The following is a 17456-nucleotide window of genomic DNA, read 5'->3' as shown; positions in this document are numbered from 1 at the left end:
GTTTTTTGCGCGAAAGGATGGGGAAGATTCTCGCATTCTTTATTGGTTTCGCGCTGCTTGCATTTATTGTGAGCGAAGTTGTAAGATCGGGCGGTTCCTTTTTCAGGGACGATAGTAACGAGCTTGCCGTTGTAAACGGCGAAAAAGTGCCCTATGACAAATTCAACGAAAAGCTGGAGCAAAACTCTGCACAGTTTAAACAACAAGGACAAAGTATTTCTCCGCAGATAGCCAGCTATCTGCAGGAAACTACCTGGAACCAGTATTTAAGCCAGTTGTTGATAGGCAAAGAGATTGAAAAACTTGGCCTTACCGTTGGTGATGATGAAATGAATGTAATGATAGGTGATAACAATCCCGACCCGCAGATAGCCCGCCAGTTTGCCGATCAGCAAACCGGTCAGTTTGATCGCAGCAGGTATGATCAGTTCAAAGCCTACCTGCAATCAGGCAAAGCCGACCCTGCTCAGAAAAAAGCCTGGAGTGATTTTGTGATCGACCTGATAGAAGCTAAAAAAGCCACCAAATACATGACTTTGGTTACCAACGGCCTGTATGTAAACTCGCTTGAAGCTACAGATGATTACGAAGCAAAAAACAAGCTGGCTAACTTTAAATATGTATCGCTTGATTATGCTTCAATCCCTGATGCTAAGGTTACTTTAACCGATGCTGATTACAGCGCATATTATGATGCACACAAAGCTTCATTTAAAACTCCGCAAGAGTTAAGGAATTTTGAATACGTTAGTTTTAACGCGGCCCCTTCAAAAGAAGACTCGGCGGCAGTTAAACAACAAGCTGATAAATTAGCCAATGAATTCAAAACTACTCCTAACGATTCGCTTTTTGTGCAAATCAATGCCGAAACCAAAGCGCCTTTGGCTTACCAGCGTAAAGGCAGCCTTGACCCTAAACTGGATACTGCCATGTTTAGCGCGGCTAAAGGTTTTGTTTATGGTCCTTACCTTGAAAACGGCAGCTACAAAATAGCTAAGCTGGTTGATACCAAAACCACTTTCGATTCGGTTAAAACCAGGCATATCCTGATCGACCTTGCATCTGCAGGCGGTGAAGAAAAAGCTAAAGCTAAAGCCGACTCAATTAAAAAATTAATCCAGGGCGGTAAATCATTTGCCGAACTTGCAACAGCCTTCTCTGCCGATAAAGGCAGCGCGGTAAAAGGCGGTGAAATTCCTTCATTTGACGCCAATGGCTCAATGGGCGGTCAGGGCAATTTAGTTCCTGAATATTACAATGCTGCTTATAAAGCAAATAAAGGCGATATCCTTGTTGTGAAATCACAATTTGGCTACCACGTTATCCAGGTTGAAGATCAGAAAGGTTCTGTTAAACTGGTTAAAGTTGGTGTAGTTGATAAGCCGTTAACTGCAAGCAGCAAAACCCAAACTGTAGCTTACAGCAAAGCCCAGGCATTCTTAGCCTCATTAACACCTGATAATTTTGAGGCAGAAGCTAAAAAAGAAGGTTTGAAACCCCGTACCGCCGAAGATGTTACCGCGATAGCTTCTGGTCTTCCTGGCCTGGATAACGCGCGTGACGTGGTTAGATGGGCTTACAAAGCCGAAAAAGGCGATATTTCCGATAAAGTATTTACCGTAGGCGACCAGTATATAGTAAGCCGCCTTACCGAAATTAAACCTAAAGGTACGTTATCTCTTGAGGCTGTTAAAAAGCAAATTGAGCCAATGGTACGTAATGAGGTTAAAGCTAAACAATTGAAAGAGAAATTTGACACAGCCCTTAGCGGCGGTACTTCAATTGACCAGGTTGCCCAAAAAGTAGGCAGCAAGGTAGTTCCGGTTGAAAACATTGTATTTGCCAATCCTATTATCCCAGGTCAATCGGCAGAGTATAAAGTTATCGGTTCAATCTTTGGTTCGGCAATCAACAAAATTTCAAAACCTGTTGATGGTGCACAGGGTGTATATGTATATGTGGTTAATGGTTTCACTAACCCGCCGGCACTAACCAATGCTATTAAACAAAAAGAACAAATTAACCAGGCGCTTTTACAACGTTCACAAGGCCAGGTGCTGGATGCATTAAAAGATAATGCAATTGTAAAAGATAACAGGGCTAAATTCTTCTAAACAAAATTTAAAGTAAATTTGCATCCGGGATCAGCGTTAAGCCGTTTCCGGATTTTTTGTTTTTTATACAGTCTGTTAAGCTTTTATATAAAGCAATTAAGTAGTATTAGCTTTAAGCTTTGTATATCCTGCTTTCAGCTTGTACAAATATTGATTATCAGGCTAAGGGAGCATTAGGCTTTGTGCATTAGGCTTTTAGCTTTAATAAATATAAAAGATATGGATATCCAGGAAAACATAATAAACAAGGTGGCTCAGAGCGGCCTCGTTACCTTAGACCCGGCCTCTTTTTATCCTGCCGGAGATCGCGTTATTTATGATATTAAAGATAACCTGTTCCATGGCCTGATCCTTCGCGAGAAAGATTTCAGGGACTTTATAAAGGAACATGACTGGGCACAATATGAGGGTAAAAATGTAGGTATCACCTGCACTGCCGATGCTATTGTACCAGCCTGGGCATATATGCTGCTGGCCAACCGGATGGCCCCTTACGCCCGCGAAATTGTTTTTGGGGATAAAGAGGTATTGGAAACTGTACTTTTTGAAAAGGAAATAGCCAAAGCGGATTTTGAACAATACCGTGGGCAGCGGATTGTGTTGAAAGGTTGCGGCGATACCGAAGTGCCGGTATCTGCTTATGTTGAGCTGACTAAAAAGCTGAGTGCTGTGGTTAAAAGCCTCATGTTTGGTGAGCCTTGCTCAACAGTACCTATCTATAAGCGTAAGGATTAAGTATTTAAGCGGCAGTGCGCAATAAAAACAAGTTTAAACCATTTATAATAGCAGTTGTCATATCACAAGCCCGGCTAAAAAGGGCTATTAATCAATGAAGAAACTGCTGATAAATAAATATTTTTTTACTGTACTGATTTTTATAGCCTGCTGCAAGGGCGGATTTGCCCAGGAACTGAAAAAGATCAACGAGTCGATCTTTAAAGCAGGTGAACAACTGGACTACAAGATGAAATACGGTTTTTTTACTGCTGCCGAAGCTACCATAAAGGTAGAGGCCAGCGATAAGAAATATAATGACCGCCCTACATTTCATCTCGTGGCCGAAGGCAAAACCGCCGGCTCTTTCGACCTGTTTTACAAGGTACGTAACCGCTATGAATCATATGTAGATCAGACAACACTGATGCCCTATTTTTATACAGAAAACAGGCGCGAAGGTAAGTACAGGCATACCGACAATGTTACATTTGATCAGAAAGACAAGAAGGTAACGGCAAATAAAGGAACATTCGGGTATAAAGGCGAATCCTTTGATTTTGTATCGGCTTATTATTTTGCGCGGGCCATTGATGTTTCAAAGCTGCAACAGGGCGATACTTTTGATCTGCAATATTTCCTGGAAGACGGGTTTCACAGTATGCAAATAACCTATGTTGGCACTGAAACGGTTGAGTGTTCGCTTGGTAAGTTTAATTGTCTTAAATTTAGCCCTGCAATTATTCCGGGGCGCATTTTTCGGAAAAACAGCAAGTTGTACCTTTGGGTTACCAACGATAAGAACAGGATCCCGGTAAAGGCCCACGTTGAAGTGCTGATAGGCAGCGTAACAATGGACCTGAAATCGGCTGCGGGACTTAAATATCCTTTGAACCCTATAAAAGATTGATTTAAAAAAAGATAATGATTGAGGTTGGCAATGTATTACTGCACGAGGATGTGGTAAAAGAGAATTTTGTATGTAATTTAAATAAATGCAAGGGTGCCTGTTGCCTTGAAGGAGATTCGGGCGCACCGCTTAATGCCGATGAACTCGATATCCTGAAAGAGATCTATCCCAAAGTAAAGCCTTACCTTACCGCCAAAGGGATCAAAACCATTGAAAAGGAAGGGGTTTACGTTACCGATTTTGAAGGGGATTATACTACGCCCTGTGTTGATACCAACAAAGAATGCGCCTATGTAATATGGGAAAACGGCATTACTAAATGCGGCATTGAAAAAGCGTATGAAGAAGGTGCCGTTAATTGGAAAAAACCCATCTCGTGCCATTTATATCCTATCCGCATAACATCTTATCCCGAGTTTGATGTTTTAAACTATGACCGTTGGAATATCTGCAGCCCTGCATGTTCATTTGGGGATGAGTTGAAAGTACGCGTTCACGAATTTTTGAAAGATCCGCTCATCCGTAAATACGGAGCAGATTGGTACCGGGAACTGGAAGATACCGTTGCCGGGATTTAATCTTTTGTAAAATTTTTTAAGCCGGATATTTTTTCCTTAAACTGTAGTATAACGCCTTGCCTAAACCTATATATTGAGCGTTATAGGAGTAATTACAATAAAATTGGATATTATTGTACTACCTAATATATCTACGGTCATAATTAATGAAAAAGGCTTTAATAACAGGCATAACGGGTCAGGATGGCGCTTATTTAGCAGAATTTTTGCTGAAGAAGGGCTACGAGGTACACGGGGTTAAACGCCGCTCATCCTTATTAAATACCGCCAGGATAGATCATTTATACCATGACCCGCATGAGTCGGGTGTTAAATTCAGTCTGCATTATGGCGACCTCACCGATTCAACAAATCTGATCAGGCTAATCCAGGAAGTTCAGCCCGATGAAATTTATAACCTTGCAGCACAAAGCCATGTAAAAGTGAGCTTTGAAACCCCCGAATATACCGCCAATGCCGATGGTGTTGGTGTACTACGTATTCTTGAAGCAGTAAGGCTTCTTGATCTCACTAAAACAACACGCATCTATCAGGCTTCCACATCCGAGCTGTATGGCTTAGTACAGGCTGTGCCCCAAAGTGAAACCACTCCCTTTTATCCACGCTCACCTTACGCGGTGGCAAAACTATATGGCTACTGGATTGTAGTTAATTATCGCGAAGCCTATGGTATGTATGCCTGCAACGGGATTTTGTTTAACCATGAAAGCCCGGTAAGGGGCGAAACTTTTGTTACCCGGAAAATTACCCGGGCAGCATCAAAAATAGCCATAGGCCTGCAAAACTGTTTGTATGTAGGTAATCTTTCGGCACAGCGCGATTGGGGGCATGCCAAAGATTATATAGAGGCGATGTGGCTGATGCTGCAGCAGGAAACAGCCGAAGACTTTGTAATAGCAACCGGCGTAACAACCACCGTCCGCGATTTTATCAGGATGGCTTTCATGGAGTTGGGTATCGAAGTTGAATTTAGCGGAAAGGATGAGAACGAGCGTGGGGTGATTATTGATATTGATGAGGAAAGGGCCATCGCGCTTGGATTGAACCTGGAGGCTTTGAGGTTTGGGCAAACTGTTGTAAAAGTTGACCCAAAGTATTTCAGGCCGACGGAGGTTGATTTGTTAATTGGAGATGCTGCCAAAGCTTATAACAAGCTCGGCTGGAAACCAAAATATGACCTGCAGGCATTGGTGACGGATATGGTACTGGCAGATCTGCAACTGGTAAAAAAAGATGAATATCTGAAAAAAGGTGGGTTTAACACGCCTAATTATTTTGAATAACCAAGTATAAAACCATATAAACCATTATATGAAGAGAATATTTACAAGCATTATTTTACTGCTTTTGATAAGTGGGGTTGCGAAGACCCAGTCAATATATCAACCTTATAACTACCAGTTTTATCAGAAACTAAATGAGGATGTTTATTCAACCAAAACAAGAGTACATAGTTCATTAAAACCATTTATGGTTGATGACTCACTTTTGAAAGTTCACTATGACTCATTGATGAACTTAAACGATCTTAAAGGGCGTTTTTTTAATGAACATCAGATTGATGTTAAGAGCAGCAACTCCACCTTCTATGCCGATCTATTGCCCGACTTTAATCTAAGCCGTGATTTCTCAGGGAAAAAGAATACCAATTTTGGTACGCTTGGGATCCAGTTGGGCGGTACCTTCGGAAAAAACTTTTCGTATAATGTGGCCGGATATGAAAACCGTGCGGTATTACCTAATTATTTACAAACCTACGTTAACCAGGTTGGTATAGCCCCCGGGCAGGCGTACGCCGGTATTTACGGCAATGAATACCGCTGGTCATATATCACGGCTAACGTTTCGTATACACCGATAAAGTTTTTGAACATCAGCGCGGGGCGCGATAAAACCTTTGTTGGCGATGGCTACCGGTCATTATTATTATCTGATTATGCGTCACCATATCCATTTTTCAAGCTAACGGCTACGCTGGGCAATGTACGTTATATGGCAATGTGGACTTATTTTGATGACCCGCTTTCGGTAAAAGTAGATAACGGGGACAGGAAAAAATTTGGTGTATTTCACTATTTAGACTGGAACGTATCTAACCGGTTATCACTGGGTTTCTTTGATGCGGTGATATGGGCTGCTAAGGATGATTTAGGGCATAAACGCGGGTTTGATTTTACTTACATCAACCCGGTGATATTTTTAAGGCCTGTTGAAGCTTCAAATGGCTCACCCGATAACGCTTTGATAGGATTTACAGCTAAATATAAGCTAACTGATGGCATCACCGCTTATGGTCAGTTTTCGCTTGACGAGTTTGAGTCTTCAAGCTTTTTTTCAAGTAAAGGTAGCTCACGCAATAAATACGGATTTCAATTGGGTGTAAGGGGGGCTAACCTGTTTAATGTTAAAGGCTTAAACTATTTGCTCGAGACAAATAATGTTAAACCATATACCTATTCAGAGCGTTCTTCGGTAATCAATTACACTGAAAATGGCGAGCCGATAGGACATCCCTGGGGCGCCAATTTCCGCGAAGTAGTTGGACTGCTTAACTATTCATATAAAAGGTTTGATTTTTCAGGAGAGCTCGACTATGGCCATTACGGGCTTGATATGAATGGTCTGAACTATGGTAAGGACCCCTTTCAGGGTTATCGTGACCCGGCAAGGTTATATGGCAACTACACCGGGCAGGGCTTAACCACCAATATGGTTTACCTTGAGGGAAAAGTGGCCTATTTAATTAACCCTAAATATAACTTAAGGTTTGAGCTTGGCGGCCTTGTGCGCCGTGAAAAGAACAGTCAGTTTAATGATAAAACATCAATGTTAACCTTTGGTATCCGCAGTTCATTCCGTGCTATATACAATGATTTGGCGAGGTATAAAGCGAATTAGTTGGGGCTCTGCGTGATTAAAGAATTTTAACAAAACATAAAAAGCGACCATCAGTCGCTTTTTATGTTTTGTACGTAATGACAATTTTGCATTACGAGGCTATCGTATTCACATTGCGTTTCTCAGCCATGTTACGTACTTGCCTGGCTATACCGTTGGCATCAAATCCACAGTCGGCCCATAGTTCGGGCTGGTCGCCATGTTCAATAAATTTGTCAGGGATACCCAGGCGTTTAACCTGGATATTGGTATAGCCATTATCGGCCATAAATTCAAGTACCGCGCTACCCATGCCGCCTTCAATGCAGCCGTCTTCAACAGTAATTACTTTATTAAAGTTTTTGAATACGTCATGTAGCAAAGCTTCATCAAGCGGTTTTATAAAACGCAAATCATAATGGGCGGGGTTATAACCTTCGGCGTTAAGTTCGGCAGTGGCTTTAACTACTTCGTTGCCGATAGCACCGATAGACAGGATAGCCACATCATCGCCATCACAAACCTTACGGCCTTTGCCTACGGGGATGGCTTTGAACGGACGCTGCCAGTCCACCATAACTCCATTACCACGTGGATACCTGATCACGAATGGCCCCATGTTTTCCTGCTGGGCAGTAAACATCAGGTTGCGCAGTTCTTCCTCGTTCATGGGGGCAGATACCACCATATTGGGGATACAACGCATGTAGGCCATGTCATAGGCGCCATGGTGCGTAGCGCCATCAGCCCCTGCAAATCCTGCACGGTCAAGACAAAATACTACATTGAGTTTTTGTATGGCCACGTCATGGATCACCTGGTCATAAGCCCGCTGCATAAAGCTGGAGTAAATGTTGCAGAACGGAACGAGCCCCTGGGTAGCTAAACCGGCAGAAAAAGTTACCGCATGCTGCTCGGCAATACCTACGTCAAATGCACGGTTAGGCATGGCCTTCATCATCAGGTTTAATGAACAACCTGATGGCATCGCCGGCGTAATACCCATGATCTTAGGGTTTTGCTCGGCCAGTTCAATGATACTATGCCCAAACACATCCTGGTATTTAGGAGGCTGAGGCTTGTCGTATTTAGTTTTTTTGATTTCGCCGGTGATCTTGTCAAACAAGCCCGGAGCATGCCACTTGGTCTGGTCTTTTTCGGCAAGGGCATAGCCTTTACCTTTCACCGTGATACAGTGCAGTAATTTAGGCCCCGGAATATCGCGCAGGTCCTTCAAAACTTTTATCAGATGATTAACATCATGCCCGTCAATAGGGCCAAAATAACGGAACTTAAGCGCTTCAAAAAAGTTGCTGCGTTTAAGCAGGGTGCCTTTAATGCTTTTTTCGAGTTTTTGGGCTACTTTAAAGGCATCCGGGCCAATGGATGATAGTTTGGCCAGTACGTGGGCAATATCGTCCCTGAAGCGATTGTATGGCTTTGACGTAGTTATGTCAGTCAGGTATTCTTTCAATGCACCAACGTTAGGATCGATGGCCATGTTATTGTCATTCAAAATCACCAGCAGATTGGAGTTTTCAATGCCAGCATGGTTAAGTGCTTCAAAGGCCATCCCTGCGGTCATCGAGCCGTCGCCAATTACGGCTACATGCTGCCTGTCTGTTTCGCCTTTATAATGAGAGGCAACAGCCATGCCCAACGCGGCAGATATAGAAGTTGATGAATGGCCTACACCAAAAGTATCATATATGCTTTCCGAACGTTTGGGGAAGCCGCTGATGCCACCATGAATGCGATTGGTGTGAAACTCATCACGGCGGCCGGTAAGTATTTTATGGCCGTAAGCCTGGTGCCCAACATCCCAAACTAACTGATCATATGGCGTATTAAGTACGTATTGTAGCGCTACGGTAAGTTCAACCACACCCAGGCTGGCGGCAAAGTGCCCGCCATTAACTGATACCACGTCAATAATATACTGGCGTAGTTCCTTGCATACCTGTTCAAGCTCTGTTTCATTAAGTAGCTTTAAATCAGATGGATAATTTATTTTTTGTAATAAATTCCCGGCCGGTACCTGCATTGACATTCGTAAGGATATTTAACCTGCAAAATAAACTAATTATTGTTACATTCAGGGTATATAAAGATATTAAATTACTTAACAAACAGGATATGCCAAACAAAACAGTTTGGTTAAGGCATATTATGATGATTAACAGAGGCAGTGGATTGTTTGTTTTTAAACCTGAAAGTCTGTGCTTTGCAGCTTAATTCTTACTGCGATGAATCCGGTCGAAATGTTTATTTTTGACCGGATTTTATGACCGACGATAGTTTTGCCATTAGGTTACCCCAGTTTGAAGGCCCGTTTGACCTGCTGCTGTTTTTCATTGAGCGTGATGAGCTGAATATCCACGATATCCCGATAGCCAAAATTGCCGATGATTTTTTGAACTACCTGCACCAGATGTCAAGCCTCAATATGGAAATTGCCAGCGAATTTATTTTCGTGGCAGCAACACTTATGCGCATTAAGGCCAAAATGCTGTTGCCGCGTTACGGCACCGAAGAGGCCGGCGATGACCCGGACACCAAAGAAAACCTGATCAGGAAGCTCATCGAGTATAAAAAGTTTAAAGAGGTGTGTGAAGAGATCAGGCCCATGGAAGATGAGCGATTTAAACAGGAAAAGCGCGGCAATATCAAACATGACCTTGAACAGGTTGAAAAAGTGGCCGTCCCCGGCGAAGAGTTATCCGAATTAACCCTTTATCGCCTTATGGTTGTTTATGAGCGGATGATCCGCAATTTCACCAGGCGCAGCGAGGAGGTTAAACACACGGTAGTACAGTATCCCTACACCATTGAAAAACAAAAGAAGGCAGTTGCTGATCTGCTTAAGATTAATAAAATGCTCGATTTTAAAGCAATCGCCAAAGAATCTGAAAACAAAGTTCATTTTGTATATAACTTTTTGGCGGTGCTTGAAATGTTGCAACAGGAGCTGATAGATATCCAGATTGGGTTGGGTTATAATAACTTTTGGATTTCGCCGAAAGTGGAAAGTTAAAATCAAAATTATTAACTTTATAATAAAGTTTCAAATTATGGATATTGCATTAAAGTATAAAATAGTAGAAAAGATAATTCAGAGTAACGATGATAATATACTTAATGAAATAAACTCATTGTTGGGCTTATCCGAAAATGATTTTTGGTCAGATCTTCCAACACCGGTTCAGCAAGCTATTAATAAAGCAAAAAATCAGCTTGATCAAGGTAAAGGTACTCCCCACAAAGAGGTAATGGCTAAAATACAATCTCGTTTTCTGAATAAATGATGCAACGCGAGATTGTCATTTGGTCGCCTGTTGCAGAACTTACCTATTATGAGATATTGGAATATCTTGATGAGAACTGGACTGTTAAAGAGGTGATAGCCTTTGTTAAACGTACCAATGAAGTGATCGGTCACATATCCAATACCCCGTTACTTTATCCCTATTCTAAACAAAGTGATACACATAAATGTGTCGTTGTAAAACAGGTAAGCTTGTTTTATCGTGTAAAAGCCAATAATATCATCGAGCTTTTAATGTTTTGGGATAATCGGCTTGATCCGGATAAACTTAAATTCTAAACCTGCAATGCATGAGTAATCTATAGTCATTGTAGCTGTATGAAATTCTATTGATTTATTCGCTGTAAAAGCCTGAATAGCAAATAATATTATGTTTACTTTTTATTGAGTAAAATTTAACATTGCGGTATCTCAAATCTCATATCTCACATCTCAAATCTATATCAATTGTGTAACTTAGCGCCGTTAAAAACACACAATGAAAAGAGACAAACTGATATTTAAGCTATTGGATGAAGAGCAGCAACGCCAGGAAGAGGGCATTGAACTTATAGCATCTGAGAATTTTGTAAGCAGGCAGGTTATGGAAGCTGCGGGTTCTGTTGCAACCAACAAATATGCCGAAGGTTTACCGGGCAAACGCTATTACGGCGGCTGCCAGGTGGTTGACGAAATTGAAACCATAGCTATCGAGCGCGCTAAGCAATTGTTTAATGCCGAGTGGGTTAACGTACAACCTCATTCTGGTGCACAGGCAAACGCGGCAGTTATGCTTGCTGTATTGCAGCCGGGCGATAAAATATTAGGTTTTGACCTTTCACATGGTGGTCACTTAACGCATGGTTCGCCTGTTAACTTTTCGGGTAAATTGTATGAACCTCATTTTTATGGTGTAAGTAAAGAAACCGGTTTGGTTGACTATGCTCAGTTAAAAGAAGTAGCCCTGCGCGAAAAACCAAAACTGATCATCGCAGGAGCTTCGGCTTACTCGCGCGATTGGGACTATGAGTTTATCCGTAAGGTGGCTGATGAGGTTGGTGCTTTGGTACTGGCCGATATTTCGCACCCGGCAGGTTTAATTGCCCGTGGCTTGTTAACTGATCCGCTGCCACATTGCCACATCGTTACTACTACTACCCACAAAACTTTACGCGGCCCTCGTGGCGGCTTAATTATGATGGGTAAGGATTTCGAAAACCCATTCGGCATCAAAACTCCAAAAGGCGAAATCAGGATGATGTCGTCATTATTGGATATGGCCGTGTTCCCAGGTACACAGGGAGGCCCGTTGGAGCACATCATAGCTGCTAAAGCAGTAGCTTTTGGTGAGGCTTTGAGCGATAGCTACATGAAATACATTGTGCAGGTTAAAAAGAATGCCGATGCTATGGCCGAAGCATTTGTGAAGCTGGGCTATCAGATCATATCTGGCGGTACCGATAATCATTTAATGCTGATCGATCTTCGTAATAAAAATATTACAGGCAAAGCTGCCGAAAATGCTTTGGTAACTGCCGATATCACCGTGAATAAAAATATGGTGCCATATGATGATAAATCGCCATTTGTAACTTCAGGCATCCGTGTAGGCACTGCGGCTATCACTACCCGCGGGATGAAGGAAAAACATATGGAGCATATTGTTGAATTGATAGATGCTGTAATTTCTGATCCTGAAAATGAACATTCTATCAAGAAAATCCGTAAAAGGGTTCACAAGTTAATGTACGACTTCCCGTTGTACAGAGATAAGGACTCAGAGTAAAAAATGACACTAAGGCAGGAAGATCCATCAAACATAGAAGATAAGCGCTTAGCAGCGCTTAAATCATACAATGTTTTGGATACCATGCCCGAAAAGGAGTACGACGCTATTACGCGTTTAGCCTCCTACATATGCCAGGTACCGGTAGCGTTGATAACGCTGCTTGATGCCGAAAGACAATGGTTTAAATCAGCATACGGCGTCGACGTGGGGGAAACACCCCGCGCCGACGCTTTTTGCAACCGCACCATCCAATCTGATGCACTTCTTGAAATAGCCGACTCCAAAGAAGATGAGGAGTTTAAGGATAATCCCGCAGCCAATGAAATGGGCGTACGTTTTTATGCCGGCGCGCCGTTGATTGACCCGGATGGCCACAGGCTTGGCTCATTGTGTGTGATTGATACAAAGCCGCGTAAGCTCACAGCCGAACAGCGTGATGCGCTCCGCACGCTGGCCGATGAGGTCATGTCGCACCTGCTGCTCCGGAAACAGAAGCTTGAATTGGAGAAAAATTTGAAAAGCCATCAGGAGTTTCATAATCTTTTTGACAGTTCTCCTGATATCCATTGCATTATGGACCGGGATTTTATCATTGAGCAAATCAATCGTTCTGCCAAATCTGTTTTAGGCTATTCGCCCGTTGAGGTTATAGGTAAACCTATCTGGAGCTTTTTCCAGGAAGAAGAGCGGGCTAAATCGCTGTCGGCCCTGAAAAAAGGATTAGGCAGGCAGCAACGCCATTTCGAAATAGAAGCAAATATTATAACACCGTCGGGCGATATTAAATGCATCAGCTGGTCGGTAACTTTTAAAAGTGATAAATGGTTTGCCAGCGGGCGCGATATCAGCTATCAAAAAAAGGTGGCCAATGAATTGGCATTATTATCATTGGTGGCAAGTAGGGTTACCAGTGGTGTGGTTATCAGCAATGCGGCAGATGAGGTGATATGGACCAATGAAGCTTTTGAGCAAATAACCGGCTATAACCAGGCCGATGTAGAAAACCGGCGCCTGCGCGATGTGCTTAAAGGTGTACCGTTGGATGCCGAAGCTGTAAAACGGCTTGATGAAGCCATCCGCAACCAGGTATCTTACGAAGTAGACTTGTTGATAGATAAAAAAGGTGGTGAACCGGTTTGGATCTCGGTATTTAACTCGGTGATCCGCGACAGTGCCGGCCAAACAGATAAATTTATCAGGGTTATTATTGATATAACCCAGCGTAAAAAAATAGAACAGGAACTGGAGATACTGTCCTTCGCGGCCCGTAAATCGCCAAGCGGCATCCTGATCCGCAGTAATACGGGCGAGGTGATCTGGATGAACGAAGCCCTGGAGAATATAACAGGTTATACGTTTGACGAAATGCGTGGTAAAATGTTTGGTACCATGCTGGTTGGTGAAGATACCGACCTTAATGTGTTTAAGGCGGCAGTAAAAGCTGTAGAGGAAAAACGGGGATATGAAGTTGAAATAAAAGTTTATAAAAAGGACAAAACCCCGATCTGGATCTTTCTGTCAAATAGCCCTTTATTTAATGAAACAGGCAGTGTTGAAAGACAGATAGCTGTAATGGTTGACATCACCGAACGTAAGAAAACCGAAGAGCAGGTAAACATGCTTTCGTTGGTGGCCAGCAGTACTGCCAGTGGCGTGGTAATTAATAACAGCGATGGTAAGGTTGAGTGGGTCAATAAAGCGTTTGAGCAAATAACCGGCTATACTTTGCTTGATGTGAAAGACAACCATCTTGGCGATGTGCTAAAAGGGGAGCTTACGGACGTATCTATTATCCAAAAGGCACGGGAGTTGTCCCGCAATAAACAATCGTTTGAGGTTGACCTGCTGGTTTACCGGAAAGACAGGCAGCCTTTGTGGATTTCGGTGATCAACTCGGTGATTATTAACAGTAAGGGCGAAGTTGATAAATACATAGAGGTTATCATTGACATAACTGCTAAAAAGAAGGCTGAAATCGAACTCATTAATGCCCGGGAGGAAGCTGTACAGCTGAGTCGCGCCAAAGATATGTTCATATCGGTAATGAGCCACGAGATTCGTACGCCGCTGAATGCCGTAATTGGTATGTCGCATTTGTTACTAGAGGATGATCCGCTTGATGGGCAAAAGGAAAACCTTAACATCCTGAAATTCTCGGCCGAAAACCTGATGACACTGATCAATGATGTGCTTGATTTTGCCAAGATAGAAACCGGGAATGTTGAGCTGGAGAAGGAGCGGGTTGATTTAACCGAGCTTGTTCAAAGCATAACAAGCTCCATGCAGTATAAAGCCGCCGAAAAAAATATATATATTAGCAAAAGCATTGATGAGGCTATACCCAAAGTGATTTTGGGCGACCGCACCCGACTTATCCAGATATTACTAAACCTTGTTGGTAATGCCATTAAATTTACCGAGAAAGGTGGAGTTACCATCGATCTGAAAGTGATTCAGCAATCAGAACAGGATGTGCGCATCAGGTTTGCAGTAATTGATACCGGCATAGGCATTGCAGCAAATAAACTGGGTACTATATTTGAGCAGTTTAAGCAGGCCGAACTGGATACTACACGCAAGTTTGGAGGTACCGGCCTTGGCCTCGCTATCAGCAAGCGGTTAATTGAACTGCACGACTCGCGCATAAATGTTGACAGCGTACCAGGACAGGGATCAACATTTTGGTTTACCATAGGCTTTAAAAAAGGAGACTACCAGTCGAACAGAAATAGTAATAACGTGGAAGAAGGACTTAAAATAAATGTTTTAGTAGTAGATGACAATCAGATTAACCGCCTGCTCATTAATAAGATATTAAAGAAATGGGGTGCCAGCGCTGATTTTGCCGAAAACGGCATTGAAGCTATTGAAAAGGTTGAAACCAACCGCAACTACAACGTAGTGCTGATGGATATCCACATGCCCGAAATGGGCGGTTTGGAAGCGACAGGCATTATCCGCGCTAAAACAGAAGCTTATTTCCAGCAGTTACCAATCATTGCCCTTACGGCCTCTATGCTCAGCAACCAAATGGGCGAGATTAACAATGCCGGAATGAATGACTACATCCTTAAACCCTTTGACCCGAGGGTGCTTTACGATAAATTAAGCAGGTACCAGCAGCAGTAGGTGTTAGTGATTAGAGACTGGAGATTAGAGGTTAGTTTGTTTAAATCCCGGTACTAAAACAGGTGTTATTGCGATAGCGCGGCCATCGCATGGAAGCATGACCGCCCTGTGTAGTATGCGATTGCATGTCGCATCCCTGACTTATTCCTATGTTGCTCCTAGCAATGGCATGATTAGTATAATCTTATTCGATTATGATCCTACACCGCATAGGCTATGGTAGCTATACTCAACTTCAAACCAGGAACTTTCAATAACTCCGCGCCGCAGGCTTCAAGCGTTGAGCCGGTAGTTACAATATCGTCGACCAGTAATACATGTTTGCCTTCAAGTGCAGCCGCATCTTTAACAGCAAATACATGCTGCATATTTTCAAACCGGGCAAAGCGTGATCGTTGAGTTTGCGTTTTAGTGGCCACCGTACGTACAAGGCTGTGCTCATCAACCATCGCCTTTAACTTTTCGGCAAGGCCATGAGCAAAGCAGGCGCTTTGGTTGTAGCCACGTTCGCGCAGGCGGCGCTGATGGAGCGGCACCGGAATAATTACATCTGCCGTATTAAAAATATCATTTGCGGCCAGCTGTGCCCCTGCTATGGCGCCAAGCAGATTGCCGATCTGGTGCATGCCTTTGTATTTAAAATGGTGCATCAGGTTTTGGATTTTTCCTCCTTTATGAAAATAATAGAGCGCGTAGGCAGCTTCAACATTAATTTTACCCCAAAATTGCTGGGCTACAATATTAGCAGGCTGCTGATGAAAATTGGTAAAGGGTAAATTAAAGCGGCAATCGCTGCAAATGATACGCTCACCTGCTACCAAGCTGGCCTGGCAGGCCGGGCAAAGTTCCGGGAACAGCAGGGCGGCAAAATCTGAAAAGTAGGCACGCAGTAATTTCATGCCCTCAATTTAATACGGATTTTTTAAACTTCGGCCAGTTTATCTTTTTCTTTGATGGCGAGCTGTCCGCAGGCGGCGTCAATATCCTTGCCGCGGCTCCGGCGGAGATGCGTGTTAATACCTTGTTTGGTGAGGTAATCAGCAAATGCTTCAACTTTATCTTCGCCAGCATTGATGTAGCTGGCAAAAGCGATAGGATTGTATTCAATGATGTTGACCTTGCAGGGCAGGTGTTTGCAAAATTTAGCCAGCTCCATAGCGTCCTGGATGCCATCGTTCACACCATCAAAAATAATGTACTCGTAGGTCACCGGATTTTTGGTTTTGGCGTAGTAATATTTCAATGCCTCGGCCAGGGCTTTTAACGAGTTTTGCTCGTTAATGGGCATAATAGTATTACGCTTTTCGTCGTTTGCAGCATGCAGGGAAAGGGCAAGGTTAAATTTTACCTGGTCGTCGCCCAGTTTTTTGATCATTTTGGCAATGCCGGCTGTTGATACGGTAATGCGTTTGGCAGCCATGTTAAGCCCATCCTCGGAGGTGATGCGCTCTATCGACTTCATCATATTGGCATAGTTGAGCAACGGCTCGCCCATGCCCATGTAAACAATATTTGATAAAGGCTGATTGTAGTTTTCGCGGGCCTGCTGATCAATTAAAACTACCTGGTCGTAAATTTCATCGGGGTTGAGGTTCCTTTTGCGCTCCATATAACCGGTGGCACAAAATTTACAGGTAAGACTACAACCCACCTGCGATGATACACAGGCCGTCATACGGCCGGGAGTTGGAATTAAAACGCCCTCAATTAAGTGGTTATCGTGTAAAATAAAAGAATTTTTTATAGTTTTATCAGCACTAACCTGTGAAGAATTAATTTTTACATTATTAATTACAAAATTTGCATCCAGTTTAGCACGGAGTTCTTTTGAAATATTGCTCATCTCGTTGAAAGAAAAGCAAGATTTTTTCCAAAGCCATTCATACACCTGTTTTGCCCTGAAGCCTTTTTCATCCATACGGATAAAATGCTCCTGTAAAGCATTCAGGCTCAGGCTGCGGATGTCGATTTTATCTTTTGTATTGTTCACAGTGCAAAAGTACTTAAATTTAAAAAAATCTATCTTTTTTTAAAGTCATTC

At 42.9% G+C, this 17456-nt stretch carries 14 protein-coding genes; 11 read left to right on the top strand and 3 right to left on the bottom strand.

Going from position 1 to position 17456, the window contains the following annotated elements:
• The first annotated feature begins 17 nt into the window (after positions 1–17).
• The 6 genes from DIU38_RS21405 to DIU38_RS21380 all read left to right on the top strand — a co-directional run bounded on the left by DIU38_RS21405 (position 18) and on the right by DIU38_RS21380 (position 7214).
• Complete coding sequence (locus tag DIU38_RS21405; protein ID WP_243770687.1) at positions 18–2114, top strand: peptidylprolyl isomerase; 2097 nt, start codon at positions 18–20, stop codon at positions 2112–2114.
• A gap of 219 nt (positions 2115–2333) precedes the next feature.
• Positions 2334–2849: a DUF2480 family protein gene (locus DIU38_RS21400; protein ID WP_090534980.1), complete on the top strand. Its 516-nt coding sequence runs from the start codon at positions 2334–2336 to the stop codon at positions 2847–2849.
• Positions 2850–2943: 94 nt separating this feature from the next.
• Positions 2944–3738, top strand: a complete 795-nt coding sequence (locus tag DIU38_RS21395; protein WP_112651490.1) for a DUF3108 domain-containing protein — start codon at positions 2944–2946, stop codon at positions 3736–3738.
• A gap of 14 nt (positions 3739–3752) precedes the next feature.
• The gene (locus DIU38_RS21390) at positions 3753–4316 is read left to right on the top strand and encodes a DUF3109 family protein (RefSeq protein WP_091174567.1); all 564 of its coding nucleotides are present in this window, start codon (positions 3753–3755) and stop codon (positions 4314–4316) included.
• A 146-nt stretch (positions 4317–4462) separates the two neighbouring features.
• Positions 4463–5599: a GDP-mannose 4,6-dehydratase gene (gmd, locus tag DIU38_RS21385; RefSeq protein WP_112651488.1), complete on the top strand. Its 1137-nt coding sequence runs from the start codon at positions 4463–4465 to the stop codon at positions 5597–5599.
• Positions 5600–5627: 28 nt separating this feature from the next.
• Positions 5628–7214, top strand: a complete 1587-nt coding sequence (locus tag DIU38_RS21380) for a gliding motility protein RemB (RefSeq protein ID WP_112651486.1) — start codon at positions 5628–5630, stop codon at positions 7212–7214.
• A gap of 91 nt (positions 7215–7305) precedes the next feature.
• Here DIU38_RS21380 and dxs read toward each other — a convergent pair whose 3' ends face one another.
• Entirely contained in the window at positions 7306–9237 is a 1932-nt protein-coding gene (gene dxs / locus DIU38_RS21375; protein ID WP_112651484.1) for a 1-deoxy-D-xylulose-5-phosphate synthase, read from the bottom strand.
• Between the two features lie 240 nt (positions 9238–9477).
• On the opposite strand from dxs, the gene DIU38_RS21370 reads away from it, so the two are divergent.
• The 5 genes from DIU38_RS21370 to DIU38_RS21350 all read left to right on the top strand — a co-directional run bounded on the left by DIU38_RS21370 (position 9478) and on the right by DIU38_RS21350 (position 15415).
• Complete coding sequence (locus tag DIU38_RS21370) at positions 9478–10227, top strand: segregation and condensation protein A (protein ID WP_112651480.1); 750 nt, start codon at positions 9478–9480, stop codon at positions 10225–10227.
• 37 nt (positions 10228–10264) lie between these two features.
• Entirely contained in the window at positions 10265–10498 is a 234-nt protein-coding gene (locus DIU38_RS21365) for a hypothetical protein (RefSeq protein ID WP_112651478.1), read from the top strand.
• Entirely contained in the window at positions 10495–10797 is a 303-nt protein-coding gene (locus DIU38_RS21360; RefSeq protein WP_112651476.1) for a type II toxin-antitoxin system RelE/ParE family toxin, read from the top strand. The genes DIU38_RS21365 and DIU38_RS21360 overlap by 4 nt, the downstream gene beginning before the upstream one ends.
• A gap of 199 nt (positions 10798–10996) precedes the next feature.
• Positions 10997–12283 carry a serine hydroxymethyltransferase gene (locus tag DIU38_RS21355; RefSeq protein WP_091174585.1) on the top strand — a complete coding sequence of 429 codons (1287 nt, stop codon included), beginning with the start codon at positions 10997–10999 and terminating at the stop codon, positions 12281–12283.
• 3 nt (positions 12284–12286) lie between these two features.
• The gene (locus DIU38_RS21350; RefSeq protein ID WP_091174586.1) at positions 12287–15415 is read left to right on the top strand and encodes a PAS domain-containing protein; all 3129 of its coding nucleotides are present in this window, start codon (positions 12287–12289) and stop codon (positions 15413–15415) included.
• A 200-nt stretch (positions 15416–15615) separates the two neighbouring features.
• Here DIU38_RS21350 and DIU38_RS21345 read toward each other — a convergent pair whose 3' ends face one another.
• Together DIU38_RS21345 and rlmN are read right to left on the bottom strand one after the other, a co-directional pair.
• Complete coding sequence (locus DIU38_RS21345; RefSeq protein ID WP_112651474.1) at positions 15616–16314, bottom strand: ComF family protein; 699 nt, start codon at positions 16312–16314, stop codon at positions 15616–15618.
• A 23-nt stretch (positions 16315–16337) separates the two neighbouring features.
• A complete protein-coding gene (gene rlmN / locus DIU38_RS21340; RefSeq protein WP_091174591.1) occupies positions 16338–17405 on the bottom strand; it encodes a 23S rRNA (adenine(2503)-C(2))-methyltransferase RlmN in 1068 nt (355 codons plus the stop codon).
• Between the last annotated feature and the right edge of the window lie 51 nt (positions 17406–17456).

Origin of the sequence: Mucilaginibacter metallidurans (genome assembly GCF_003286435.2) — a bacterium.
Classification (GTDB): Bacteria; Bacteroidota; Bacteroidia; order Sphingobacteriales; family Sphingobacteriaceae; genus Mucilaginibacter; species Mucilaginibacter gossypii.
Note: the sequence above shows the minus strand (reverse complement) of the source record. Positions and strands in the feature narration are given on the sequence as shown.

Bases quoted from the DNA above. Each gene is read 5' to 3' on its own strand.
- DIU38_RS21360 (WP_112651476.1), top strand. From the start codon at position 10,495: ATGATGCAACGCGAGATTGTCATTTGGTCGCCTGTTGCAGAACTTACC.
- DIU38_RS21390 (WP_091174567.1), top strand. From the start codon at position 3,753: ATGATTGAGGTTGGCAATGTATTACTGCACGAGGATGTGGTAAAAGAG.
- gmd (WP_112651488.1), top strand. From the start codon at position 4,463: ATGAAAAAGGCTTTAATAACAGGCATAACGGGTCAGGATGGCGCTTAT.
- DIU38_RS21395 (WP_112651490.1), top strand. From the start codon at position 2,944: ATGAAGAAACTGCTGATAAATAAATATTTTTTTACTGTACTGATTTTT.
- DIU38_RS21355 (WP_091174585.1), top strand. From the start codon at position 10,997: ATGAAAAGAGACAAACTGATATTTAAGCTATTGGATGAAGAGCAGCAA.
- DIU38_RS21400 (WP_090534980.1), top strand. From the start codon at position 2,334: ATGGATATCCAGGAAAACATAATAAACAAGGTGGCTCAGAGCGGCCTC.
- DIU38_RS21405 (WP_243770687.1), top strand. From the start codon at position 18: ATGGGGAAGATTCTCGCATTCTTTATTGGTTTCGCGCTGCTTGCATTT.
- DIU38_RS21350 (WP_091174586.1), top strand. From the start codon at position 12,287: ATGACACTAAGGCAGGAAGATCCATCAAACATAGAAGATAAGCGCTTA.
- DIU38_RS21370 (WP_112651480.1), top strand. From the start codon at position 9,478: ATGACCGACGATAGTTTTGCCATTAGGTTACCCCAGTTTGAAGGCCCG.
- dxs (WP_112651484.1), bottom strand. From the start codon at position 9,237: ATGCAGGTACCGGCCGGGAATTTATTACAAAAAATAAATTATCCATCT.
- DIU38_RS21345 (WP_112651474.1), bottom strand. From the start codon at position 16,314: ATGAAATTACTGCGTGCCTACTTTTCAGATTTTGCCGCCCTGCTGTTC.
- DIU38_RS21380 (WP_112651486.1), top strand. From the start codon at position 5,628: ATGAAGAGAATATTTACAAGCATTATTTTACTGCTTTTGATAAGTGGG.
- DIU38_RS21365 (WP_112651478.1), top strand. From the start codon at position 10,265: ATGGATATTGCATTAAAGTATAAAATAGTAGAAAAGATAATTCAGAGT.